Annotated in this window: 10 protein-coding genes and 5 tRNA genes; 9 read left to right on the top strand and 6 right to left on the bottom strand. The window is 58.3% G+C overall.

Annotated elements, in window-relative coordinates:
- Nucleotides 1-1416 carry a class II 3-deoxy-7-phosphoheptulonate synthase gene (locus G7Y41_RS05415; RefSeq protein ID WP_165315412.1) on the top strand — a complete coding sequence of 472 codons (1416 nt, stop codon included), beginning with the start codon at nucleotides 1-3 and terminating at the stop codon, nucleotides 1414-1416.
- 122 nt (nucleotides 1417-1538) lie between these two features.
- Here the strand turns inward: G7Y41_RS05415 and G7Y41_RS05410 are convergent, their stop codons facing one another.
- A complete protein-coding gene (locus G7Y41_RS05410; protein ID WP_165315411.1) occupies nucleotides 1539-3539 on the bottom strand; it encodes an alpha/beta hydrolase family protein in 2001 nt (666 codons plus the stop codon).
- Nucleotides 3540-3823: 284 nt separating this feature from the next.
- Between G7Y41_RS05410 and dxs the strand changes: the two genes are divergently transcribed.
- Complete coding sequence (dxs, locus tag G7Y41_RS05405; protein WP_165315410.1) at nucleotides 3824-5770, top strand: 1-deoxy-D-xylulose-5-phosphate synthase; 1947 nt, start codon at nucleotides 3824-3826, stop codon at nucleotides 5768-5770.
- Nucleotides 5771-5913: 143 nt separating this feature from the next.
- Here dxs and G7Y41_RS05400 read toward each other — a convergent pair whose 3' ends face one another.
- From G7Y41_RS05400 to glgX, 5 genes are read right to left on the bottom strand one after another with little or no spacing between them, the layout of a single operon-like run.
- Nucleotides 5914-7161 (bottom strand): HRDC domain-containing protein, encoded by a 1248-nt coding sequence (locus tag G7Y41_RS05400; RefSeq protein ID WP_165315409.1) that lies wholly within the window; start codon nucleotides 7159-7161, stop codon nucleotides 5914-5916.
- A gap of 3 nt (nucleotides 7162-7164) precedes the next feature.
- Nucleotides 7165-7716 (bottom strand): DUF3000 domain-containing protein, encoded by a 552-nt coding sequence (locus G7Y41_RS05395; protein WP_165215083.1) that lies wholly within the window; start codon nucleotides 7714-7716, stop codon nucleotides 7165-7167.
- A 52-nt stretch (nucleotides 7717-7768) separates the two neighbouring features.
- A complete protein-coding gene (locus G7Y41_RS05390) occupies nucleotides 7769-9721 on the bottom strand; it encodes an alpha-amylase family glycosyl hydrolase (protein ID WP_196819461.1) in 1953 nt (650 codons plus the stop codon).
- Between the two features lie 49 nt (nucleotides 9722-9770).
- The gene (treY, locus tag G7Y41_RS05385) at nucleotides 9771-12329 is read right to left on the bottom strand and encodes a malto-oligosyltrehalose synthase (protein ID WP_165315408.1); all 2559 of its coding nucleotides are present in this window, start codon (nucleotides 12327-12329) and stop codon (nucleotides 9771-9773) included.
- Nucleotides 12330-12332: 3 nt separating this feature from the next.
- A complete protein-coding gene (glgX, locus tag G7Y41_RS05380) occupies nucleotides 12333-14444 on the bottom strand; it encodes a glycogen debranching protein GlgX (RefSeq protein ID WP_165215069.1) in 2112 nt (703 codons plus the stop codon).
- 166 nt (nucleotides 14445-14610) lie between these two features.
- Between glgX and G7Y41_RS05375 the strand changes: the two genes are divergently transcribed.
- The 7 genes from G7Y41_RS05375 (at nucleotide 14611) to G7Y41_RS05345 (ending at nucleotide 24578) form a co-directional block, all read left to right on the top strand.
- Nucleotides 14611-14683, top strand: a tRNA-Gly gene (locus G7Y41_RS05375).
- A 1-nt stretch (nucleotide 14684) separates the two neighbouring features.
- Nucleotides 14685-14756: transfer RNA gene (locus G7Y41_RS05370), tRNA-Val, on the top strand.
- A gap of 61 nt (nucleotides 14757-14817) precedes the next feature.
- Nucleotides 14818-14890: transfer RNA gene (locus tag G7Y41_RS05365), tRNA-Gly, on the top strand.
- A 31-nt stretch (nucleotides 14891-14921) separates the two neighbouring features.
- A tRNA-Cys gene (locus tag G7Y41_RS05360) sits at nucleotides 14922-14992 on the top strand.
- Nucleotide 14993: 1 nt separating this feature from the next.
- Nucleotides 14994-15068: transfer RNA gene (locus G7Y41_RS05355), tRNA-Val, on the top strand.
- A gap of 275 nt (nucleotides 15069-15343) precedes the next feature.
- Nucleotides 15344-17809, top strand: a complete 2466-nt coding sequence (locus tag G7Y41_RS05350) for an SHIRT domain-containing protein (RefSeq protein WP_165315407.1) — start codon at nucleotides 15344-15346, stop codon at nucleotides 17807-17809.
- 274 nt (nucleotides 17810-18083) lie between these two features.
- Complete coding sequence (locus G7Y41_RS05345; RefSeq protein ID WP_165315406.1) at nucleotides 18084-24578, top strand: GEVED domain-containing protein; 6495 nt, start codon at nucleotides 18084-18086, stop codon at nucleotides 24576-24578.
- The last annotated feature ends 82 nt before the right edge of the window (nucleotides 24579-24660 follow it).

The raw sequence follows: 24660 nt of genomic DNA, 5'->3' as shown, positions 1-24660 counted from the left end.
ATGAGTTCAGGCCGTGACGCAAATGGCGGCCATGCCGGTCCTTTGCGTCACGGCCCAGAACAGCTTGTTTCACCCACAGCGGGGACCGCTCCGTGGGATACGTGGCGTCGTCATGAGGCTCTTCAGCAGCCGACCTATCCCGATGTGGATGCACTGGGACGCGTGACGTCCCAGCTCAGAGGTCAACCGCCTCTAGTGTTCGCTGGCGAGGTCGATGATCTGCGCCAGTGGCTGGGCGCAGCCTCACGCGGTGATGCCTTCGTGCTGACCGGTGGCGACTGTGCGGAGACTTTCGCTGAGTCGACGGCCGATCACCTGCGGTTGAAGATTCAGACGCTGCTTCAGATGTCCGTTGTCTTGACGTACGGAGCATCGCTTCCCGTTGTCAAAATCGGACGTATCGCCGGTCAGTACGCCAAGCCCCGGTCTTCTGACATGGAGACGCGCGACGGTGTCACTCTGCCGTCATATCGGGGGGATGCGGTGAACTCCTTTGAGTTCACACCGCAGGCCCGCGCACCGAAACCGGAGCGCCTCATGGAGACATATCACCATGCGGCATCCACGCTGAATCTTATCCGCGCGTTCACGAAGGGCGGCTACGCTGACCTGCGTCTGGTTCACCACTGGAACCGTGGCTTTACATCGAATCCGGCGTATGCGCGCTACGAGTCCCTTGCGGAGGAAATCCACCGTGCCGTGAAGTTCATGGAGGCAGCCGGAGCTGACTTCGATTCGCTGCGTGAAGTCGATCTGTATTCATCCCATGAGGCTCTGCTGCTTGAGTATGAATCCGCGATGACCCGCATCGACTCGCGTACGGGTCTGCCCTATGACACCTCCGGGCATTTCCTCTGGGTGGGGGAGCGTACACGTGACATTGATGGCGCTCACATTGAGCTCCTTGCCCGCGTTCGCAATCCGATTGGTGTCAAGCTCGGGCCAACAACATCGGTTGAGCAGATGCTTGCTCTGATGGAGCGTCTCAATCCCGACGGCGAGGAAGGGCGTTTGACGTTCATTACTCGCATGGGAGCGGACAAGATCGGCGACGCTTTGCCCCCGTTGCTTGCTGCTGCAAAGGCTGATGGGCGGCCGGTGACGTGGATGACTGATCCAATGCACGGAAACACGATCACGTCGTCGAATGGATACAAGACCCGTCGTTTCGAGACGATCATGGACGAGGTCAAGGGATTCTTCGAGGCGCATGACGATGTGGGAACGGTTCCCGGTGGCATCCACGTGGAGCTCACAGGTGACGATGTCACCGAGGTGATTGGTGGGTCGGAGAAGCTTGACGAGGACGGCCTTCGGCATCGCTATGAGACCCTTGTCGATCCGCGTCTCAATCACCAGCAGTCCCTGGAAATGGCGTTCCAAGTCGCGCAGTATCTCAGCCGATCACACGGGTAGGCAGCGGCTTGCACGCGAGGAAACACTCTCAGGCTTAGATGCCCAGCCGGTCACACGGGTAGGCAGCGGCTTGTCTGAGGGGCCGTCACCCGCTACCGGGTGACGGCCCCTGAAGTGTTGATCTACAGGTTGACGATCTCGAAACGCGTGGGATTATCCGTGTTCATTCCCCAGACCTGCCGGTAGAACGCCAGCTCAGATTGCCATGCGTCACGAATGTTGTCAGCCTTGTGGAAGGAATGGCCTTCGCCCTCGTAAATCTTCAGAGCGACGGCGTTTCCTCGCTTAACGAGGGCGTCATGCATTGCCTGAGCCTGAGACACGGGGACAACGTGATCATTGGTGCCGTGCATGATGAACAGCGGAGCTTTGATCGAATCGATGTGGTTGATTGGCGAACGATCCGCCCACACTGCGTCATCAACGTTGTCGGATCCCAAGAGACGCGAATAGTAGTGCCGCTCAAACTTGTGGGTGTCGGCGGCTTGACGACGCAGATCCGTCATCGCGTAGAACACTGTTCCTGCAGAAAAGACATCGGATGATGCCAGAGCGTTGAGCGCGGTGAAACCACCGGCTGATGCACCTCGGATCGCAATACGCTGTGGATCAACCAGACCGCGGTCGATGAGGTATTGGGCACCGTCGATGCAGTCCTGAACATCCATCTGACCCCAGTGACCGTTGAGACGCTCACGGTAGGCACGACCAAACCCGGTGGACCCACGGAAGTTGACGTCGAGAACGGCGAAGCCGCGGCTGGTCCAGTACTGGAACGGCACCTTGAGTCCGGGTCGTGATGAGAATGTCGGGCCGGAGTGCACATTGACGATCAGCGGAGGCAGGTCACCTGTTGGGGCAACGAAATCGGGATTCCGTGGAGCGTAGTAGAAGCCGTAGGATTTCTCACCGTCGCGCGTCTTCCATGACATGACCTCGGCGGTTGAAATGAGTTCGGCGGGAACCTCTGCCTCGGTTGATGGACGAATAATTGAAGTTTTCCCGTTCTTCACCTCGACGATACTTGGGGAATGCATCGCAGAGTCCCCGAGGAAGACAACGCGGTCCTCACAGGAGGCGACATTTCCGATGGGCCACCAGCCGGTTGCCCATTCTTCGGCCATGCCGTTGTCCAAGCGGACCGTGCCGATGTGCCAGGTGAGTTGCTCCGCCCATGAACAGATCAGGTGGTCGTGATCGAAGTTGTCGAATGAGTGCAGTCCCAGGCGCCAGTGGGGGTGCGAAAATGCCTGAGTTCCAGGGTGGAGGGCTCGGGTGCGCAGACGGGAAATCCAGGCGTCCTCGTCTTCGCCCTCGCGCCATTCGAATCCTTCTGTGCGGAAAAGATTCGCCCACCCGGTGGAGTCGTCAACGTGGATGAGGTCGCCGTCGAGAGTCCACCGTGGCTCGTAAACGCAGACTTCGGGGGAATCAACGATTGTGCACGAATGGTTGATATGTCCCTCAAAATCAAGGGAAGCAACGTGCAATGTGGACTGGGTCCAGGGCATGTTGGGGTGATTCCATGACAGCCATGCCAGGCGAGTGCCGTCGGGGGAGATTGCGGGGGAAGACACGAAATCAGAGGAATCAAAAACAGTGACGAGGGCGGAGTCGTTTCGTCCCGCAGACCCATCAAGGGGGATAGCGACCAGTGAATTACGGATGTCTGACGGATCGGTGTGATCTTCGGCGACGGCGTAGACCAGACCGCGAACTTCATCAATGTGGAAGTCTCCGAAGCGAACTTTCGACAGCGTCGTCAAGGGGACGATTCCACGGACCGTGTCGTTGACGTCGAAACGGTAAACCCGGTTGTCGAATCCGTCGGAGAAAACAATCGTGCCATCGGCAACGGCGTAGGCTTTGCCACCGTATTCGTGGACGCGGGTGCGCACGTCGGGAAGGCGAACGGAGTCGATGAGGGGAAGAATTTCTAAGGTTTCCCCGGTTCCTCGTCTCCGCAAGAGTGTGCCGCGCCCATCTTCCTTCGGGTGGCCCTCCACCCAGTACGTGTCCGAACCGTCAACGCGAACCTGCGAGAGCGTGACAAAACGTGCGGTAAAGGAATCGCCAGTGATCGGGGAGCTCCATTCACCATAGGGGGTGGTTGTCACGGACATCAGGGCCTCCTGTCGAAATGTTGAACCCAAACGGGCGCACGGTTCTCATCCTAGTCTGTTCATCCTCTTTGCGACGTGGTGAGTGCAGTGCATGTGCTGAGTCTTCCGGGGAAGTCTGTGTCAAACAATCCGGGAATACGCGCTGGTACCGGCGGAAGGCTCCGGCCGCTACACGACTTCGACGGCACCGTCGCACCACCATTGAGGAAGCGTCACCGCAGACACAAAACCCATCGCAGCGTCCCCGTGCGCCCTTTGCTGTGTCAGCGACCTAGAATTGCCCCATGCCTGACAACACGGTCAAAGAAAACATCGACTACCCGCTGCTGACCCGCCTGGGCACCCCGGCGGACCTCAAGGGAGCAACTCCTCTTGAACTTGTCGATCTTTCCGCAGAGATCCGCCGTTTTCTCATCTCAGAAGTTGCGAAAACCGGCGGGCATTTAGGCCCGAATCTCGGGGTCGTTGAGTTGACGATCGCGTTGCATCGCCAGTTTTCTTCACCCGTCGACACCCTCCTTTTCGACACCGGCCACCAGGCCTACGTGCACAAACTACTCACAGGGCGGCACGATTTCTCGCACCTGCGTGAACGCGGGGGATTGTCTGGCTACCCGTCGCGAGACGAATCGGTTCACGATGTCATCGAAAACTCGCACGCCTCGTCATCTCTGGCGTGGGCCGATGGAATTTCCCGAGAAAAACGTCGCGCACACGACCCGTCGTGGACGGTTGCCATCATTGGCGATGGCGCACTCACGGGGGGAATGGCGTGGGAGGCTCTGAACACGATTGCGGCCTCGAAGAACCGCCGAGTGATGATTGTGGTCAATGATAACGGCCGCTCGTACGCTCCAACGATTGGCGGTCTCGCACACCATCTGGATGTCCTGCGGACCTCGGAAGAATACGAACGCGCCTTGAGCTGGGGCAAGCACAAGCTCATGAAGCTCGGGCAACCGGGCCGCGCAGCATATGACGCCCTCCACGGCATTAAATCAGGAATCAAAGACGCGCTGATTCCGCAAGCAATGTTCGAAGACCTCGGCCTGAAGTACCTGGGTCCCGTGGACGGCCACAATATCGTCGCAATCGAAACGGCACTGTCTCGGGCGAAGATGCTCAACGAGCCCGTCCTTGTCCATGTCATCACCCAGAAGGGCCGTGGATACGTTCCAGCGGAGGAAGATATCGCCGATCGCTTCCACGCCGTAGGACCAATTCATCCGGAAACCGGCTTACCGGTTGCTCCCCAACGCTTTGGATGGACTGCGGTGTTTGCCGAGGAAATCGTTAACATTGCACGTCAACGAGAAGATGTCATTGCGATTACAGCGGCAATGATGGCTCCCGTGGGGCTGGCTCCGCTCAAGCGAGAAATGCCTGATCGTGTTGTGGATGTTGGCATCGCCGAACAGGAGGCCTTGGCTTCTGCGGCGGGGATGGCACATATGGGTGCGCACCCGGTTGTTGCCCTCTACTCAACGTTCCTCAATCGCGCATTCGATCAGCTACTCATGGACGTGGCACTCCACCGGCTCGCGGTGACGGTTGTTCTCGATCGCGCCGGGATTACCGGACCGGATGGAGCGTCCCACAATGGAGTGTGGGACCTCGCACTCAGCCAGATTATTCCGGGGATGCGGGTCGCTGCCCCTCGTGACGAGGAAACACTTCGGCGTGAACTACGTGAGGCCATCGACATTTCTGACGGGCCAACACTTGTGCGATACCGCAAAGGCTCCCTACCAGAACCGATGCCGGCTCTGCGCAGTGTCGGCGGAATTGACGTGATTTATGAGGGGGCCGAGGACGAGGCCGCGTCTTCATCTGCGTCAGTTGCCTCGGTCCTCATCGTTGCCACGGGCGCGTTCGCTCCCCAAAGCATCGAAGCCGCAAGCATTCTCGGCCGAGAAGGAGTGAGTGTCCGAGTTGTTGACCCCCGGTGGTTGTTGCCGGTCCCGGAGGAACTGCTGTCCCTTGCCGATGATGCGTGCGTGGTTGTCACGGTCGAGGACGGGATCGTCAACGGTGGTTTTGGCTGGGCGGTGCGTGATCTTTTCGCTCGATCAGGTTCAGCAACTCCCGTTGTGTGCTTAGGCATCACCCCCGGATTCCTCGCCCACGCCGAACGTGCGGAAATTTTAGAGGACTGCGGTCTCAGTGCCACGGGAATCGCCGATCAGATCAGGGCGGCGCTTGCCTCCAAGAGTGCTCCGCGTGGGCGGTGAGATCTGAGCAGGCGTGAGGGCTGCTCATGTCACGGTCGTGGGTGCTCCGAGTGGACGCCGAGGTCCGGTGTCTGAACACGGTCACCGAATACGCAGATCCATGCAGGGTAAAGGTCGTGTGAGTCAGAGGCTGGTGCGGTGAGTCAGACTGAGGAAAGCGCAGCCGCAATCGGTGTGCGCACGAGGTCGATTTGCCACGCGCGAGCGCCGCTGATCGTCATTCGCTCATCAATGACATCTTCGCAGTCGCGCGACGGCTCGACAGGTGCCCAGGCAATCATGCGCTGCACACGGGGTTCACATACGACTTCGGGATCCAGGTCAAGGGTGTCACCGACCTCGGCCACCGCCGCGCGCACAGCGGTGAGACGAGCAGCCGCGTCCTCGTCAATTCGAGGCCAGTGGCGAGCATCGGGAATCGCGCCGGGAATCTCAGGGGCGCGCAAAGGGGGAAGCTGATCCTCATCAGCGTTAACGCCGCGGTTAATGGCACGCAACCACGCCTCTGAGTACTGGCGAGCCACGGGGGAGCGGAATTCGCCAATTTTTAGCAGGGAACGCCGATTCCGGGGAGGCTGGGAGGCAGCCTGAACGAGAGCAGCGTTGCGCACGAGGAGACCGGGGGAAATATTGAGGTCACGGGCAATGCTCTCGCGGGTTTCCCACAGCTGCCGCAGAACTTCCAGAAGCCTGCGCGAACGAATTTTTTTCGCTCCAGGCAGTGTTCTCCACCGGTCTTTCTTTGGTGCTGGTACGGGCCGCGAAGCAATGTAGGCGAACTCTTCGAGCGCCCATTCCCATCGACCACGATCGTGGAGAGTCACGGAAAGACGACGGTAGAGTTCGGTGAGGAGTTCAACGTCAAGGGCCGCGTAGCGTAGCCAATCTGTAGGGAGGGGACGAACCGACCAGTCGGAGGCCTGATGGTCTTTGAGCAGCGTGAGTCCCAGGACCTGTTCGCACACGGCGACAAGTCCGAATCTCCGCAGACCCGTGAGCCTGGCGGCCATTTCCGTGTCAAAGAGGCTTGGCAGGGTCAAACCTGTCGAACGCAGATTCGGCAGATCCTGTTCGGCATCGTGAAGCAACCACACGTCGTTGAGTCCGTCTTGCAGGGCAGTGAGGTCGGGCAAGGCGTGGGTGTCCACAAGGAATGTTCCAACATCTTCGCGGCGGATCTGCACAAGATATGGGTCGGCTCCGTAGCGGAACCCCTGGGCCCGTTCGACATCAAGGGCAACGGGAGTGCGGCCGCCCCTGAGCTGTTCTCCAGCATCGGCAAGAGCCTCAGGTGTGTCGATGACACGGGGGATCCCGCCGCGCGGCGCCGCGATGAGCACCGGATCGTCGGTGTCTCCCGCCGGGAGGCCGTCGCGGTTGTCGATGCGCATGTGTCAGACTCCTTCAAGGAAACGTTCGGTGGTGATACCCGCGGTCCGGCACATGAAGTCCGTCCATCCGACCAGGTGTTCTCCCAGTTCAGCGGTGTTCGGTGTCCACGATGCCCGCACTTCGACATTCATCGAGGACCCATGTAGTTCAAGCCCTCCGAAAGATTCGGACATTTCCCGGGTCACCGTTCCCGTGAGATCATGCAGTCCCGCACCGGCGATATCGAGGCATTCCGCCGCCCATCCCCAGAGTGCTTCCGACAGCAGGGGGTCCGTGCTCATTTCCGGGTCGATATGAGAGCGCAACTGGGCGACGATCCGGAAAGTTCCGTTCCATCCGGGTTGAGAGTTCGGATCGTGGAGGACAACAAGGCGTCCGGTTGTCAGCGCCTGGCCGTGGTTTTCATCAATGGATTGGATCGCCAGGGCCGCCGTAAAAGGTGCAAGTCTCTTCGGCGGGGGAACCTCCTCAAGGCGAAGGTGGGAGTTCTTCGGCGCATCACGTAGGGAAAGCAAGGCCTGAATGAATGCCGGGGGCAGTGCTTCCTGTTCCACCCGTTTAGGGTAGGTCGCTCCTCTAAGTCACGGTGTCAGGCGCGCCGACTGGTCATTGTCTTGCCTCGCACGTGGGTGAGGACATGGAAGGGAACGAGGACGAGGCGGCATCTGTGGCAACAACAATGACGGCTGGCCCGCCGACGTCATCGAAGCGTGCGATGATCCGACCGTGATCGTCCTCGTCAATGACGAGGGGAGAGGACGTGAGACTGACATGAACGCTGATCGTCCCATTCCTCAGGATGAGGACGTCCCCCAGGTCCTCAACGTGAACGGGGGAGCCGGAACGCACCGAGGGACAATCGTTGCGAATCTCAATGAGACGCCGATACCAGCTGAGGAAACGCTGGCCCCGCGGCTCATCACGCTGCGCCCAATCCAGAACAGAGGCGTCGCGGGTGAACTTAGACGCGGGATCGGGAATCGTCCCAGACCATCCGTGGCGGGAAAATTCGCGTTGGCGACCTTCCCGGACAAGCCGAGCATTTTCTGGGCTGTCCTGATCTGCGAAGAACTGAAATGGGGTGCGTGTTCCCCATTCTTCGCCTTGGAAGAGCATAGGGGTTGCCCCGCCGAGTAATACGAGGGCAGCCATTGCCGCGAGCGCCCCGTCGCTCACACGCGTTGACGGACGATCCCCGCGTGCTCGATTCCCCACCTGGTCATGGTTTTGGGAATAGGCGATGAAACGGCGACGGTCCATGTCATCGGGAACGGGAGCGCCCCAGGTTGCTTCCCTGAACGATGACCACGTGCCGTCGTGGAAGAACACATGTTCAAGGACATATGCGAGGGCCGAGCGCGTGGGATGTTGAGCATTGACGAGGGCACAAGAGCTGTCGTCCTCGTCAACGCAAGCAGAGGCAGACAGGTCAACGGCAGGGGTTAGTGGGGAGTCCGGGCTTGGGGATGACTGGGGATGAGGGTGAGCAAAGTCAGCGAAATATCCGTGGGAGTCACCGGTGAAGCGCGTGAGAATCCCGTGGTGGATGTCGTCGGCCCACTGGGCATCCATCCCCATACCTCCGTTAGCTGTCGCAGTGACCATCCGAGGATCGTTGAGGTCGGATTCGGCAATGAGAGTCAATGATCGTCCGGTCTGACGTTCCCATTGGGCAACTGAATCGGAGAGTTCTTGGAGGAAATGCCGTTGAGAGGTATCAATGAGCGCATGAACGGCGTCCAGGCGTACCGCATCGGCATGCATGTCAACGAGCCAATGGTGAACGACGTCTGTGAGGAAGCGGCGGACTTCGTGGCTGGCGGGGCCGTCAAGGTTGATTGCTGGACCCCACGGAGTTGAATGAGCGTCGGTGAAGTAGGGGCCGAATTGTTCCAGGTAGTTCCCCCAGGTTCCCACATGGTTGAGGACTGTATCAATGCACACAGCTAGCCCCAGCTCGTGTGCACGGTTGATGAAGCGAACAAGCGCGTCAGGGCCGCCGTAGGGGGCGTGGACGGCCATGAGATCCACCCCGTCGTAGCCCCATCCGAAGTCACCAGAGAAAGCGGCGATGGGCATGAGTTCAACCGTGCGAACCCCCAGTTTCGCAAGGTCACTGAGGTGTTTGGAGGCGGCATCGAGGGTTCCTTCAGCGGTGAAAGTCCCAACGTGCAGTTCATAGATCACATGACCGAGGACGTCTTGGCGATCCACTGGGGAATCCGAGGCTGAGGGGCCGTCTCCACGGTGTTCCTCGGGCACGGAGGAGGTGTCCAGGGGCGAAGGAACCCATTGGGATGCCGGTGGACGCCATACGCGTGTTGGCCCGTGAACTCCGAAGGGCTGGCAGAGGGAACGCGGATCTGGGAAAAAACCACGCCCGTTAGGACTGAGAAAATAATCCGTTCCCACGGGGAGCTCGGGGCCTTCCCACCAGCCGTCTTCACCGCGAATCATTGCCTGGCAACACCGCGACGTGTGCTGCCCGGTCACCACAGCCATCGAATGGGCGTCGGGAGCCCACACGCGAATCGGAACCATCTCGCCCGTCACAGCCATACTCCAATGTTCATCAAACCGCCGACTTACGTTGAAGACTAGTGATCGTTCATGCGCCCGGCGAGGGCGTGGGAGCTGCCGCCTCGTCCTCGTCCCCTGACATTGAGGCCGCATCCACGTGACGCAGCACCGCCACCGGGAAGGACGCAAGGAGCTGCCCCAGAGGAGCTGATCCGCCCGGCCACGACCGTCCCGACAGAACGTCTAGCCATTGCCCTTCGGGGAGAACAACCGAATGATCCCCCCAACCGTCAAGGGAGGATCCTGCCGTGGGCAGACGCTGAGCGACCGTCACCACACGTGGGCCACGAGAGTCCCCGCGGGCAAAGGCCACCGCGAAGCTTGATGTTGACGGTAGGGCCTCGTACGTGGACTCAGCTGACACAAAAGCCTGGGACTCCGCGGCCCTTAACTGAGCGATCCGCTGCGTTACCAGGAACTTCTCGGCATCAAGCCCTTGAGCTGTGCCCGAACGAACATCCCTGAGCATCCGCTCCAATTCCGCAAAGTCAACCGGGCGACGGTTGTCCGGATCAACTAGCGACGACCGCGTGACTTCTGAACCCTGATAGATATCCGCCACCCCCGGAACCGTCAGTCCCAGAGCCTTCGACGTCAGAACCGTGCACCGCACCGACGAGGCAATAATCCCGTCCCATTCGTCAAATACGTCGTTAACGGCTGGGTCTGCAAGAACGGCCGAGGCGAAATCAAGCAGCTCACGCTCGCGAACCTCATCGGGACTCGTCCACGTTGTCCACGTCTTTTCTTCGCGCGCCGCCTTTGTTAAGTAGGCGCGCAGACGCTCAGGGGTCATCGGATCAGACTTCGAGCGGGTGCCCGCGAGGATCTGCCACAGGAGATTCTCCATGCGACCATCAAGCGTGGGAGGACGAGAGGTCTGAGTCATCGACCGTAGACGCGACACCACGGCCACCCAGGTCTCGGCATGCCACGCCAACGCCGCTAAGCGGGCGCGCACATCTTCGCCCTTCTTGGAATCGTGCGTTGTTCCCGCGCTCATTGTTGCTGGCCAGGTTTCTTGAATCTGGTGGGCATATGCGTGGAAGTCATCGGGTTCGAGGGCGAAGCGGGAGGGATCTCCACCGACTTCCGTCTGGGAAACCAGATGTGTCCACCGGTAAAACGCCGTGTCTTCGACGCCTTTTGCCATGACGGCTCCGCAGAGCTGCTGGAAACGCACCGCGACCTCGGCGTAGCGTGAATCTGTGTCAGATAGGGGAGCGGACCCAACTTCCTCACCGAGGATGAGACTACAGATGACATCCATCGTGTCTTCAAGATCGGGGTCGAGGGTCTCCATCGCCCGCTGGCGTGTCTGGTCGAGGCATTCGCGCGAGAGCTTAGGAACGGGATGACCGGGGACAATGTAGGTTCGGTATTGGGGCATCTCGATGACGAGGGCACCCAAACATTCAACAATTCCTCTCAGGGTGTGGTCGCGCAGTCGAATATCCTCACGGCAGATGTCACGGATCAGCGTTCCGACTCGACGCACCTCCGCCGCAAGAGATGTCTCAAGGATCTGGAGCTTGCAGCTGCGCTCAATCTCATGCCAGGAAGACGGAGAATCTCCGGTGATCTGCTGCATGAGGGCCCCGAGGGGCATCGCCGCCCGCGGGGGAATTTGGAGCGCATGGATCCGCCACGACATGTCATAGCCCGTTGTTCCGGCGACGGGCCAGTCCGCGGGGAGCTGCTCGGATCCTTCGAGGATCTTTTCCGCAGCGATCCACGCACCTCCCGTGCGCTCGCTCAAGTGAGCGAGGTAGCCTTGAGGGTCAGCGAGGCCGTCGGGGTGATCCACGCGGAAGGCGTTGATGAATCCCGCGTTGAAAAGTTCAAGGAGTAACGCGTGCGTTGCTTCGAATACCTCGGGGCGTTCAACGCGAATTCCCGCGAGCGTTCCCACGTCGAAGAACCTGCGGTAGTTGAGTTCTTCGTTTCCGACTTTCCAGTGTGCGAGGCGATAGGGTTGCCGATCAACGAGGACAGCCAAGGGGAGAGACTCGGTGCCCTCAGCAACGGGGAAAACATGGTCGTAGTAGCGCAGAACCCACTGTTTTCCGTGCTGAGGCTCAGTTGGGATCACCATGTGCTCAAGTTGAAGTTCACCTGAACTCAGCACCTGCCCGATGCGCGAACCCAGGATCGGCATGAGGATTTTCTCGTCTGTGGCAACGTCGAACCAGCGTGCGAATGACGACTGTTTCCCGTGTTTGAGCACCGACCACAGCGGTCGGTTGAGCCACACGGGAGTTGGAACCGCCATGTGGTTGGGCACGATATCCACAACAACGAAAAGCCCCAGCCGGTGCGCTTCGCGCGAGAATTCCTCGAAAGCCTCTCGGCCTCCGAGCTCCGGATTGATCCGCGAATGATCCACAACGTCGTAGCCATGCTGAGAACCCGGAACGGGAGTGAGGATCGGTGAAACATAGACGTCGGTGACTCCCAGTTTTGAGATGTAAGGGAGCACAGCCTGCGCCTGAGCGAAACCAAAGTCGGGTGTCAGCTGAAGGCGGTACGTCGTTATCGGAAGGCGCTGCCCGCCGCGGGGAAGATGCGGATGATCAGTACCGAGCATCACTTACTCGCCCCGCGGGTTCATCAGGATAATTGCCGTGCGCGCCCCGACCTCGACAATGTCGCCGCTGTGGTACTCGCGTCGATCATCGTCATCTGCCGTGTTGATCTCGGTGAGCCATTTGCGGCCGTATTGCGGGGTTGGAATGGTGAACTCGATGCGGTCGGGTGAGGCGTTGAGCAAGAGAAGGAAGTCGTCGTCGTAGATTGTGTTGCCCAGCTGGTCCGGTTCGACGATGGCTTCACCGTTGTAGAACACCATCGTTGCGCGAGCCCAGGGCTGGTTCCACTGATCTTCGGTCATGTGGGTTCCCGTGGGGGTGAACCACTCGACCTCGCCAAGCTCGGATTCTCCTCCGCGCTCGGCAGGCCCTTTGAGGAAACGCCGGCGCCGAAGAACCGGATGATCAAGCCGGAGGTGGAATAGGCGCTGAGAAAAATGCAAGAGCGCTTGCTGGTCGTCGTCAAGATCCCAATGAACCCATGAGAGTTCGTTGTCCTGACAGTAGGTATTGTTATTTCCCTGCTGGGTGCGTCCCATTTCGTCGCCGTGACAGATCATGGGCACGCCCTGAGAGAAAATAACGGTTGTCAGGAAGTTGCGGATTTGTCGGCGCCTGAGAGCGACAACTTCCGCGTCATCGGTTGGGCCTTCGACCCCGCAGTTCCACGAACGGTTGTCGTTGGCGCCATCAGCTCCACCTTCACCGTTAGCTTCGTTGTGTTTGTTGTTGTAGCTCACGAGGTCGCGCAGGGTGAAGCCGTCGTGTGCCGTCACGAAGTTGATTGAGGCCACGGGGCGTCGCCCGGTAGCTTCGTACAGGTCGGCTGATCCAACGAGACGTGACGCGAATCCCGGCAGTGAAGAGAATTCGCCTCGCCAAAAGTCACGGACAGTATCGCGGTATTCACCGTTCCATTCGGTCCATAGGGGAGGGAAGCCGCCAACCTGATATCCGTTCTGACCAACATCCCACGGCTCGGCAATGAGCTTGACCTGGGAAACGATCGGATCTTGATGGATCAGGTGGAAGAAAGCAGAAAGTCGGTCGACCTCGGCGAATTGTCGGGCGAGAGTTGAGGCAAGATCAAAACGGAACCCGTCAACGTGCATCTCCGTCACCCAGTAGCGGAGCGAATCCATGATGAGTTGGAGGACTTGGGGAGAGGACATGAGGAGCGAATTACCTGTCCCCGTGGTGTCGAAGTAGTGCTGACGGTCCCCGTCAACGAGCCGGTAGTAGGCGGAGTTGTCCAAGCCCTTGAAGGACAGGGTTGGCCCCAGATGGTTGCCTTCGGCCGTGTGGTTGTACACAACATCGAGGATGACCTCGATGTTTGCCGCATGGAAGGCCTTGACCATTGCCTTGAATTCGTTAACCTGGTCGCCTTTCGTTGTTTTCGACGAATAGGCGTTGTGGGGAGCGAAGAATCCAATGGTGTTGTATCCCCAGTAATTCGACAGGCCCTTGTCCTGGAGACCAGGATCGTTGACAAATTGATGAATGGGCATGAGTTCGATCGCCGTCACCCCAAGATCCTTGAAATGCGCGATCATCGCCGGGTGTGCAAGGCCTGCGTAGGTTCCTCTCAGATCCTCGGGGATCTCCGGGTGGAGCTGTGTCATCCCTTTGACGTGGGCTTCGTAGATGATTGTCTCGGAGTAGTCGTGACGGGGTTGATGATCACCCGTCCAGTCAAAATAGGGGTTGATGACGATTGAGTGCATCGTCGAATCCGCGGAGTCATCCGTGTTGCGTTGACTGGGGTCGTCGAACTGGTAGGAGAAAATCGACGGTGAGTTCGCGATGTGGCCGTCAATTGCCTTCGCATACGGGTCGAGGAGGAGTTTCGAGTAGTCGTAGCGCTGTCCGTTTTCTGGATCCCACGGTCCGTTGACGCGGTAGCCGTAACGTTGGCCGGGAACAACGTCGGGAAGATATGCATGCCAGACCCACGCATCAACCTCGGTCAGTGGGACGCGAGTTTCCTGTCCGTCCTCGTCAATGAGGCAAAGGTCGACGCCGGAGGCACCCGAGGAGAAAACCGCAAAGTTTGTTCCCGACCCGTCAAAGGTTGCGCCGAGCGGGTAGGGGTTACCAGGTCGTATGTGCATGTTCCTAGCGTGCCATGAAATGACCCTGCGAGCTTGGTAAGTGGCAAATTTCCGCGGCTAAGCCTGTGTGTGATTGGTGTCTCTTCCGCTTAAATTTTTATTCCGGAGGGAAAACCTGTTAAGCTCTAACCCGTTCAAGCGAGCCCCTAAGGGGTTTGATTGAGACGCGGATGTGGCTCAGTTGGTAGAGCATCACCTTGCCAAGGTGAGGGTCGCGGGTTCGAGTCCCGTCATCCGCTCGGGCGATTGGCGCAGCGGGAGCGCGCTTCCCTGACACGGAAGAGGTCACTGGTTCGATCCCAGTATCGCCCACGGTCGTTTCGGTTATTGCCGAATCGGCGGGGCAGTTTCCCGGCCGCATTGGCGGTCAGTCGCGGATGTGGCTCAGTTGGTAGAGCATCACCTTGCCAAGGTGAGGGTCGCGGGTTCGAGTCCCGTCATCCGCTCGTCTCGTTGGCCGCGTGGCCACTTAGACCTGGTGGGTTGGCCGAGAGGCGAGGCAGCGGCCTGCAAAGCCGTATACACGGGTTCGAATCCCGTACCCACCTCGGGCGATTGGCGCAGGGGTAGCGCGCTTCCTTCACACGGAAGAGGTCACTGGTTCGATCCCAGTATCGCCCACCACTCTTATGCATAGTGAGTGTGCCTTTGTACTGCACTCCCTCCCTCATCCCCGGCAAACCTCAATCGGGGCTTCTCAACGGGATCTGCGTCAGCGACGTCTGGACGAGGTCGAACCCCGAAGAGCCCCTATAGCCCAGAACCGATGTGCGGCTGATAGTGGCAGCGTCTGCGAACCCGCAGGTGTAAGCGTGATCCAAGACTCAGCGTTACTTGTAAAGAAATCAACATTAATCGGTTACCATGTACAGGAAACTTCGATTCAGTTGGAGATCCTTATGGAGCATACGCCCTCACTTTCACGACGTCCTTTGAGACGCTACGTTGGATTGGCTGCAACCACTGCACTCGCATCCACGGTCCTTTTATCCTTCGTTTCCCCTACATATGCTCTCGATCGAGAAGCCGCAGCGGCAACTGCGCCGGGGACTGAGTCCCTTGTTGAATCTGGCGTCGACAGAAGTGGCGAGAATACTCCCGCTGATGTGAGCACTGACGGCAGCAATGGCAACACCGCGGGAGCCGATGAAACACCGGAGGCCCCCTCGGGCTCAGCTTCCGGTTCTGACGGAGCCACCGAGTCCACAGATGCGCCGCAGTCAGCCCCTGCGGAGAACTCTGAATCGGCTGCTCGCACGGACAATGATGCACCGAGCTACGCTGGGACCGTGTCCCTCGTTGGTCAGTGGACGGATGAGTCCACTCGGCGTGTGGATACTCAAAAAGAATACGTGGCAGCAACGGATAAAATTGGCGGTCCCGTACCGAATCAAGGCTCTTTTCGGCATCTGGGAAAGATCTTCCTCGGCTGGAGTGATCAGGCACCTGACTCGAAGACTGGAGCTCTAGCTCCCGGGGCTCGTCTTTTCTCGGCTGAAGACACCATTTCCACTGCATTCCCCACGGGGATCGGAAGTGATGCCCGTCTCTATGGCGTGTACTTTTCTCTGACGACGCCTTTAGATGCCCCTCTTCCCCGAGATAACCTCAGCCTCGGACTTGCGCTCTTAAGCGGAATGAACAAAATTACCACAGCTTTTGGATCTAGCTCGGTGGAAATTAATCCGGGGCTTCGTTCTGATAACACAGAAGAAGCTGAACGCGTTGCCGACCAGACACTTCCGAATACCCAGCGTTATAGCGTCGAAAAAACGGTAACGGACAAGATCACAACAACGACGATCACTGATCTCTACGAACACAAGGACGACACGTCAACAATTCACGAGGTCGCTCTGCGGTCCGAATTCACCATGAACAACGAGATCGCCATGCTTGTCTACCGAAATCCTCCGGCATCGAACGCGTATCTTCCAGTGCTCAGTCGTGACTACTCAAAGCTCCTTTCCGGTGGTGCTGAGCTCAGCACAGCTAGTGGTAAGGCAGCTGGATACACCTACGTCGACCTCGATGTGTTGCTGGACAAGGGGATCGTTGTTCCTGAGGTTCTCAACCTTGAGTTTTCGGGATACTCGTGGCGCCCGCTCTACGTCCTCGATGAGAAGCGAAAACCGCTCCCCATTGTCAATCCGACAACGGGTGAGGATCTGGGGGCAACGAAGACGAGCTTCGCCTCACTGATCAGCAATAACAACCCGAACGTACGATTCGGCGTGAAAACTCACGGAACAGGTCACCTCACGGTCCGGGTGATTCTGCGGCACGGACCGGAGGAAAAGATCTCCGAGAGTTCCGTCGTTGCCACCCCCGGTTCCTCGATCGCCGAAACAATTCTTCAGAAGATGACGCTGCGTTCGCTGGGAACGCATGATCTTGGAGCAGACGCGAAGAATCAGGTTCTGCGGATCAACGATGCAACGGCACTTCAGCTTGTCAACGATGAGATCGCTCCGCTTAAAGCTACTGGCACGGTGTCTGGCCTGGCTGTCGCCGATGTTGGACCGATTGGTTCGGGAATTTTCTCACTGCCGACGAAGAACGCTCTGGCGATTGGTCCTTTCCGAGCAAATATCGTTGCGCTGGACTACCACCGTCTCTACACGGTGACATATGAATTCGCTGCACGTGATGGTGCCCAGACTCTTCCTAAGGAAGTCATGGCCTTGCTTCCTTCCGCGCAAAGCGGCAAGGAGAAGGGTGATGTCATCACGCTAACGAAGCCTGCGTCCGTCGTTACACCCGAAGGGACATGGGAGTTTGTTGGATGGTACGCCGACGCGTACACCCCGGAATCTCAAGCGGTCACAGAAGTCACTGTCGGCGCCGACCATCGCCTGGTGGGTGTGTGGAACTTCGTTGAGAAGCCGGAAGAGACCACGCCTGAGGAACCGGAAGAGACCACTCCTGAGAAGCCGGAAGAGACCACGCCTGAGGAACCGGAAGAGACCACTCCTGAGAAGCCGGAAGAGACCACTCCTGAGGAACCGGAAGAAATCACACCTGAGAAACCGGAAGAAATCACACCTGAGAAACCGGAAGAAATCACACCTGAGAAACCGGAAGAAATCACACCTGAGAAACCGGAAGAAATCACACCACCTGAGGCTCCGGAGGAAACCGTGCCGGAGAATCCGAATGGCACCACACCACAGGGGCCGGGTGCATCGTCTCCGCAGACACCAGGGGGAACGTCCCAGACTCCAAGCAGTGTGAAGAAAGCCAAGGGGAAGACACCGGTATCGGCTAAGAAACTGGCGGTGACAGGTGTCAACGATCTGGCGATCCCTGCACTGGCACTGCTGGGTCTTGGGATGTGTGCTCTGATCACGCGTCGGCGAGGGTAGTTCTGTGGTGCCTGGGCTGGAGTAGATGCATCATTTCTCTCCAGTCCAGGGTGCCTCATTTTTCCCGCAGATACGTGTGTGAAGGAATAGTTTTCTCTCCACGTGTTGTTGAGAATCGGCGATCACTCGTGTTATCTTTTTCGGTAACCGTTTCGCCGTATGGTCACTAGAGTAAATGCTCGATGAGCTGTGGCATTAGCCTCGCTCAGAACTTTATTCTTCATTGACCGATCAGCGACTGTGTATTTACTCTGTTTTTCAGAGGAGAGGAAAGATGAGGAACACGAAACACTCCTCGCGCTTCAAGACGCTGGTTGTAACCTCTATTGTTCTCCCGCTGACCCTGGCGGGGGGGGGTTATGCAACTATTGCGCTGGCTGGGGAAGGTAGCTCCTCAGCAGTAACTCCGGATGATCCGCAGCACTATGAGCGTTACGCTGATCAGAACAATGTCACGGTTCGTGATTCTATTAATTGGCTCGACTTTGGGAAGTTTAAGGATCTCAACACGGATCAAACCCTCAGGGTTGGGAGCTACCTGGAACAGGAGATCACCCCAGGCTACAAGGTGAAGGTGGAAGTGGTTGGTCTTCAACCCTTCCGCGCCACAGACACCTACAAAGAACGTATCGATGAATATGGGCTCGCCGATCAGCTCCCGGAATCTGCGTCCTATGATGACACCGCGGTAAACACGGCGAATGCCGAAGCGATCAGTCCCGTGGGAATCATTGCCTCGCTGATGCCCGCCCGAGATTCCAATCTCGTCTCCCTCGGTTTCAACCCATCAGGCAAGGTTTCCCTCGCGGTGAACTACAACGGTCCTGGTGGGCGTCGCCGCGCAAACTGGGGTGTTCAGCTGAAGTTGACCGGTATATACGGTGATCGAACTTTCCCGGTGGATGCCGTAGTCGCTGATTCGGAAGAAGCGAACTTAGAGTACATCCTCGCCAGCACTGATGGTTCCCCTTTTGAGCTTCTTACCGAAATTTCCTCGAAGTCGGGAGCGAATCAAACGACCTCAAGTTACGAAGTTCTCTCGTGGGAAGACTACAAGAAGGCTCCGAGAGCTATTAGTACCCCCAGGGGGGATTCGGTCGGCGATGCCGAGTCGATGCTCTTTTCCAACTTCACCACTGATCCTGAGGTAGCTTCGCGGGCAATCCGCAAAAAGCCTGGTGTGGACATCAACGGACGCGAAGGCTGGTACATCGACGGTATCGGCACCAAGCTGTATGGTCCCACTCAGGATGCGAAGAAAGAACACCGCTCCTCACCCCTCGTCCTGACCCGTGATGCTTCCAACCTGGGTGTCTATGTGCGCACCCACTGGAACCAGGCTGCCATGATCGGTATCCTCGCTGCGGATTACGGGGATGCTCCTGACTCCTACGGGGAAGCGCGTCATCTGATCAACAACAATCCGACGCAACCCCAGATTGGCCGGGTCAAGGCCGACGTAGATCTTGAACGTGAATCTCGTGGTGTCACGTCCGTGGATTGGAAGACGGACGATCTCGATAGCCTCGCCGATACGAATGGTGAAGGAAACATTGGTGAACCCACAGCTGATGAAGGCGTTGGTCAACTCGTCCCCGATGGTGGTGCTCCGCTCCAATACGATCCAGTGACGCAGAGCATGAAGGTGCTGCTTTCCCCAGCTGAGGGAAGCACAGCGAAGGCGCGCGCGTGGATTGACTTCAACGAGAACGGACAGTTCGACGAAGCTGAAGCATCGAACATCGTGAGCGTGAATTCTGCCGGCCTGGCAACAATCACCTTCCCGAATGCTCCGGCTCCGAGTTTTACTCCTCAGCACCTGGGTGCCCGTGTGCGCATTGCGGCTGACGAGGTCGGCGTCATCAAACCCACTGGTACAGCATTCTCCGGTGAGGTTGAAGATTTCCGCATCTCGGTTCCCGGATCCATCCCTCAGAAGTCACAAGGGTCCAGGGGAATACCCCAGAGCGCAATGGTTCCCTTCTATGGGTATGACGAGGACGGACGAAAGACTGCATTCACTCCCTCGCCGGAACATCAGGCCACTTTTGCCACAGTGACCACGGCAGACGATGGAACTGTTACGGTGTCTGATCTTTCTGATACAACGATCGACGCCATGAAGAACGGCAAGAAAGTTGGTACCTACACTCTTGATCCTTTGTCAGGGAAAGTGACCTTCACTCCCAACGCAGACTTTATCGGTACTCCTGATCCGGTGACTGTGGTGCTTCGTGACGCTAACGACATTCCTGCCGTTGGAAACTACACGCCTACTGTGACGACTGCGGCTCCTGCCGAGAGTTCTGGTAAGCAGGGTCAGGCACAGTCGGGTCAGCCGACGTTTACAGCCGCTGATCCGGATGTTCCGATTGACGAGAATGTGCCGGCAACCTTTGAGGATGGCACAACCACGAAGACAGTGGACGATGTCGGTACCTTTACGGTGGCCGCTGACGGCACGGTGACCTTTACGCCGGTGAAGTCCTTTATTGGGAAAGCTCCGTCGGTTGTGATCAAGCGTGTGGATACGAACGGCACTGGGTATTTCGGGCTGTACACGGCTACGGTTGAAGCGGTTGTCCCCACCTCCATTTCGGTGACCACCACGGGTGTGCAGGGGAAGGCGCAGTCGGGTACGCCGACGTTCACTCCTGGTGATCCGAGTGTTCCGATTGACGAGGCCGTGGCGGCAACTTTTGACGACGGCACTACCGAGAAGACAGTGGACGGTGTTGGTACCTACACGGTAGCTGCTGATGGCACGGTGACCTTTACTCCGCTGAAGTCTTTCACCGGTACCGCAACTGGTGTCACTGTCAAGCGCGTGGATCAGAATGGCACTGCCGTCACTGCCGCGTACACGCCGACCGTGACGGCTGTGACGCCGAGGGGTGGAGCTGTATCTACCACTGGTGTGCAGGGGAAGGCGCAGTCGGGTACGCCGACATTTACCCCCGGAGTGGATTCTGTTCCGATTGATCAGAGCGTTCCTGCGAAGTTTGTTGTTGATGGGCATGTTGTTGATGATTCGTCCATTGATGCCAAGGATGCTCAGGGGAAGACTGTCGGTACTTATGCGATTGATGGTGCTAGCGGTGTTGTGACTTTTACGCCTCACAAGAGTTTTGTTGGGACGCCTGTTCCGGTGACGGTTCAACGCGTAGATGTCAATGGAACGTCGGCACGGGCTCTCTATACACCTACCGTCACTGCTGTGACTCCTACGGCTTCTCCTGCTGAGAGTTCTGGTAAGCAGGGTCAGGCACAGTCGGGTACACCGACGTTTACGCCCGGCGCGGATTCTGCTCCAATGGATGACACTGTGCCGGCGACCTTTGAGGATGGCACAACCACGAAGACAGTAGAAGGTGTCGGTACCTTTACGGTCGCGGCTGATGGCACCGTGACGTTCACTCCGGTGAAGTCCTTTAGTGGGAAAGCTCCGTCGGTTGCAGTCAAGCGTGTGGATACGAACGGCACTGGGGTCCTTGGGCTTTACACAGCGACCGTTGAAGCGGTTGTCCCCACCTCCACCTCGGTGACCACCACAGGTGTGCAGGGGAAGGCACAGTCAGGTCAGCCGACGTTCACTCCCGGCGATCCGAGTGTTCCGATTGACGAGGCCGTGGCACCCACCTTTGAGGATGGAAAGACCACGAAGAAAGTTCCTGATGAGGGAACATACACGGTTGCTGCTGATGGCACAGTGACGTTCACGCCGGTGAAGTCTTTCACCGGTACCGCAACCGGTGTGACTGTCAAGCGCGTGGATCAGAACGGCACTGCCGTCACTGCCACGTACACACCGACCGTGACGGCTGTGACCCCGAGGGGTGAGGCCGCGTCGACGTCAGGTCTTCAGGGGAAGGCGCAGTCGGGTACGCCGACATTTACGCCTGGTGATCCGAGCGTTCCGATTGACGAGAATGTGCCTGCGAAGTTTGTTGTTGACGGGCATGTTGTTGATGATTCGTCCATTGATGCCAAGGATGCTCAAGGGAAGACTGTTGGGACCTATACGATTGATGGTGCTAGCGGTGTCGTGACCTTTACGCCTCACAAGGGTTTTGTGGGGACGCCAGTTCCGGTGACGGTTCAACGGGTGGATGTCAATGGAACATCGGCGCAGGCTCTCTACACGCCCACTGTCACAGCTGTGACCCCGAGGGGTGAAGCTGTATCTACCACGGGTATCCAGGGGAAGGCACAGTCAGGTCAGCCGACGTTCACTCCCGGTGATCCGAGTGTTCCGATCAACGAGGCCGTACCCGCCACCTTTGAGGATGGAAAGACCACGAAGAAAGTTCCTGATGAGGGGACCTACACGGTTGCTGCGGACGGCACAGTGACCTTTACTCCGGTGAAGTCTTTCACCGGTACTGCAACCGGTGTGACTGTCAAGCGCGTAGATAAGAACGGCACTGCCATCACCGCGACGTACACACCGACTGTGACGGCTGTGATCCCTGAGGGTTCTCCTGCTGAGAGTTCTGGTAAGCAAGGTCAGGAACAGTCAGGTAAACCGACGTTCACTCCCGGCGATCCGGATGTTCCGATGGATGACACTGTGCCAGCGACCTTCGAGGATGGCACCACCGAGAAGACAGTGGACGGTGTTGGTACCTACACGGTTGCTGCCGATGGCACAGTGACGTTCACGCCGGTGAAGTCTTTCACCGGTACCGCGACTGGGGTCACTGTTAAGCGCGTAGACAAGAACGGCACTGCCGTGACCGGCACGTACACACCCACCGTCCAACCGGTGACCCCCACGGCAGAGGATCAGACGAGCGTTGGGAAGCAGGGGCTTACCCAAAGTGGGACTCCGCGCTTTACTCCGGGCGATCCGAGTGTGCCGATGGATGACACGGTCCCAGCAACCTTCGAGGATGGCTCGACCACGAAGAAAGTTCCTGGTGAGGGAACGTACACGGTGGCTGCCGACGGCACGGTGACCTTTACTCCGGAGCCAAACTTCGTCGGCGGAGCAAAGACAGGTGTCACCGTCAAACGCGTGGATCAGAATGGCACTGCCGTCACCGCGACGTATAAGCCTACTGTGGAGCCGGTGACGCCGAGGGGTGAAGCTGTATCTACCACGGGTGTCCAGGGTCAGGCGCAGTCGGGCAAGCCGACCTTTACCCCCGGTGATCCGAGTGTTCCGATTGACGAGGCCGTACCCGCGACCTTTGACGACGGTACAACCACGAAGACAGTGGACGGTGTTGGTACCTTTACAGTGGCTACTGACGGAACAGTGACCTTTACTCCGGTGAAGTCTTTCACCGGTACCGCGACCGGTGTGACTGTTAAACGTGTTGATAAGAACGGCACTGCGGTGACCGCCATGTACACACCGACTGTGACGGCTGTGGCGCCGAAGGGTGAAGCCGCGTCGACGTCAGGTGAACAAGGCCAGGAACAGTCAGGTCAGCCAACGTTCACTCCCGGTGATCCGAGTGTTCCGATGGATGACACGGTTCCAGCAACCTTTGAGGATGGCTCGACCACGAAGATAGTTCCTGGTGAGGGAACATACACGGTGGCTGCCGATGGCACGGTGACCTTTACTCCAGAGAAGTCCTTTACAGGCACGGCAACTGGGGTCACTGTTAAGCGCGTGGATCAGAATGGCACCGCTGTGACCGCCACGTACACGCCTACCGTGACGGCTGTGACCCCCGCGGCTACTCCTGTTGAGACCTCCGGTAAGCAGGGTCAGAAGCAGTCGGGTCAGCCGACCTTTACGCCCGGTGCGGATTCTGCCCCGATTGACGAGGCTGTACCCGCGACCTTTGACGACGGTACAACCACGAAGACAGTGGATGGTGTCGGTACCTTTACGGTGGCTCCCGATGGCACGGTGACCTTTACGCCGGTAAAGTCCTTTAGAGGGAAAGCTCCGTCGGTTGCGGTCAAGAGGGTAGATACCAATGGCACGGAGGTTCTTGGGCTGTACACAGCCACCGTTGAACCAGTGATTCCTGCAGCTACTCCTGTTGAGACCTCCGGTAAGCAGGGTCAGAAGCAGTCGGGTCAGCCGACCTTTACGCCCGGTGCGGATTCTGCCCCGATTGACGAGGCCGTACCCGCGACCTTTGACGACGGTACAACCACGAAGACAGTAGACGGTGTCGGTACCTTTACGGTGGCTCCCGATGGCACGGTGACCTTTACGCCGGTAAAGTCCTTTAGTGGAAAAACTCCGTCGGTTGCGGTCAAGAGGGTAGATACCAATGGCACTGAGGTTCTTGGGCTGTACACAGCCACCGTTGAACCAGTGATTCCTGCGACTTCTCCTGCAGAATCCTCCGGTCAACAGGGTCAGGCGCAGTCGGGCAAGCCGACATTTACCCCCGGTGATCCGGATGTTCTGATTGACGAGACCGTACCGGCAACCTTTGACGACGGCTCAACCACGAAGAAGGTTCCTGGCGAGGGAACCTACACGGTATCGCCTGATGGCACGGTGACATTCACACCGGAACCGAACTTCGTGGGCCAAGCCTCCGGTGTTCTGGTCAAACGCGTGGATGTCAATGGCACCTCTGTGATTGCGGCGTACAAGCCGTATGTTGATGGCTCAACTTCATCTGCGGGTCAGAAGGGACAGGGCCGTGTTGACCGGGGTACTCACTCCACATCCACTAAGAAAGGCCTACTTGCTTCCACGGGTGCGTCCGCTCCGGTAGCTCTCGCCTTCGCTCTACTCATCGGAGGAGCGGTGAGTGTCCTCGTCTACCGACGTCGTCGTGACAACTCATGACTGACGGAGCCTCGGCGCAATCCCTCACATCGTTGATGAAGAGGAAGCGCCGAAGACACGAGTCCTCCGCAGCTTGACTTCA

This window comes from Schaalia sp. ZJ405, assembly GCF_011038885.2.
Lineage (GTDB): Bacteria > Actinomycetota > Actinomycetes > Actinomycetales > Actinomycetaceae > Pauljensenia.
The sequence above is the reverse complement of the archived record's forward strand: the minus strand, read 5'-3'. Positions and strand labels throughout refer to the sequence as shown.

What these genes read in the sequence shown, in the direction of transcription:
- G7Y41_RS05415 (WP_165315412.1), top strand. Translation starts at nt 1, where the DNA reads ATGAGTTCAGGCCGTGACGCAAATGGCGGCCATGCCGGTCCTTTGCGT.
- G7Y41_RS05410 (WP_165315411.1), bottom strand. Translation starts at nt 3,539, where the DNA reads ATGTCCGTGACAACCACCCCCTATGGTGAATGGAGCTCCCCGATCACT.
- dxs (WP_165315410.1), top strand. Translation starts at nt 3,824, where the DNA reads ATGCCTGACAACACGGTCAAAGAAAACATCGACTACCCGCTGCTGACC.
- G7Y41_RS05400 (WP_165315409.1), bottom strand. Translation starts at nt 7,161, where the DNA reads ATGCGCATCGACAACCGCGACGGCCTCCCGGCGGGAGACACCGACGAT.
- G7Y41_RS05390 (WP_196819461.1), bottom strand. Translation starts at nt 9,721, where the DNA reads ATGGCTGTGACGGGCGAGATGGTTCCGATTCGCGTGTGGGCTCCCGAC.
- treY (WP_165315408.1), bottom strand. Translation starts at nt 12,329, where the DNA reads ATGCTCGGTACTGATCATCCGCATCTTCCCCGCGGCGGGCAGCGCCTT.
- glgX (WP_165215069.1), bottom strand. Translation starts at nt 14,444, where the DNA reads ATGCACATACGACCTGGTAACCCCTACCCGCTCGGCGCAACCTTTGAC.
- G7Y41_RS05350 (WP_165315407.1), top strand. Translation starts at nt 15,344, where the DNA reads ATGGAGCATACGCCCTCACTTTCACGACGTCCTTTGAGACGCTACGTT.
- G7Y41_RS05345 (WP_165315406.1), top strand. Translation starts at nt 18,084, where the DNA reads ATGAGGAACACGAAACACTCCTCGCGCTTCAAGACGCTGGTTGTAACC.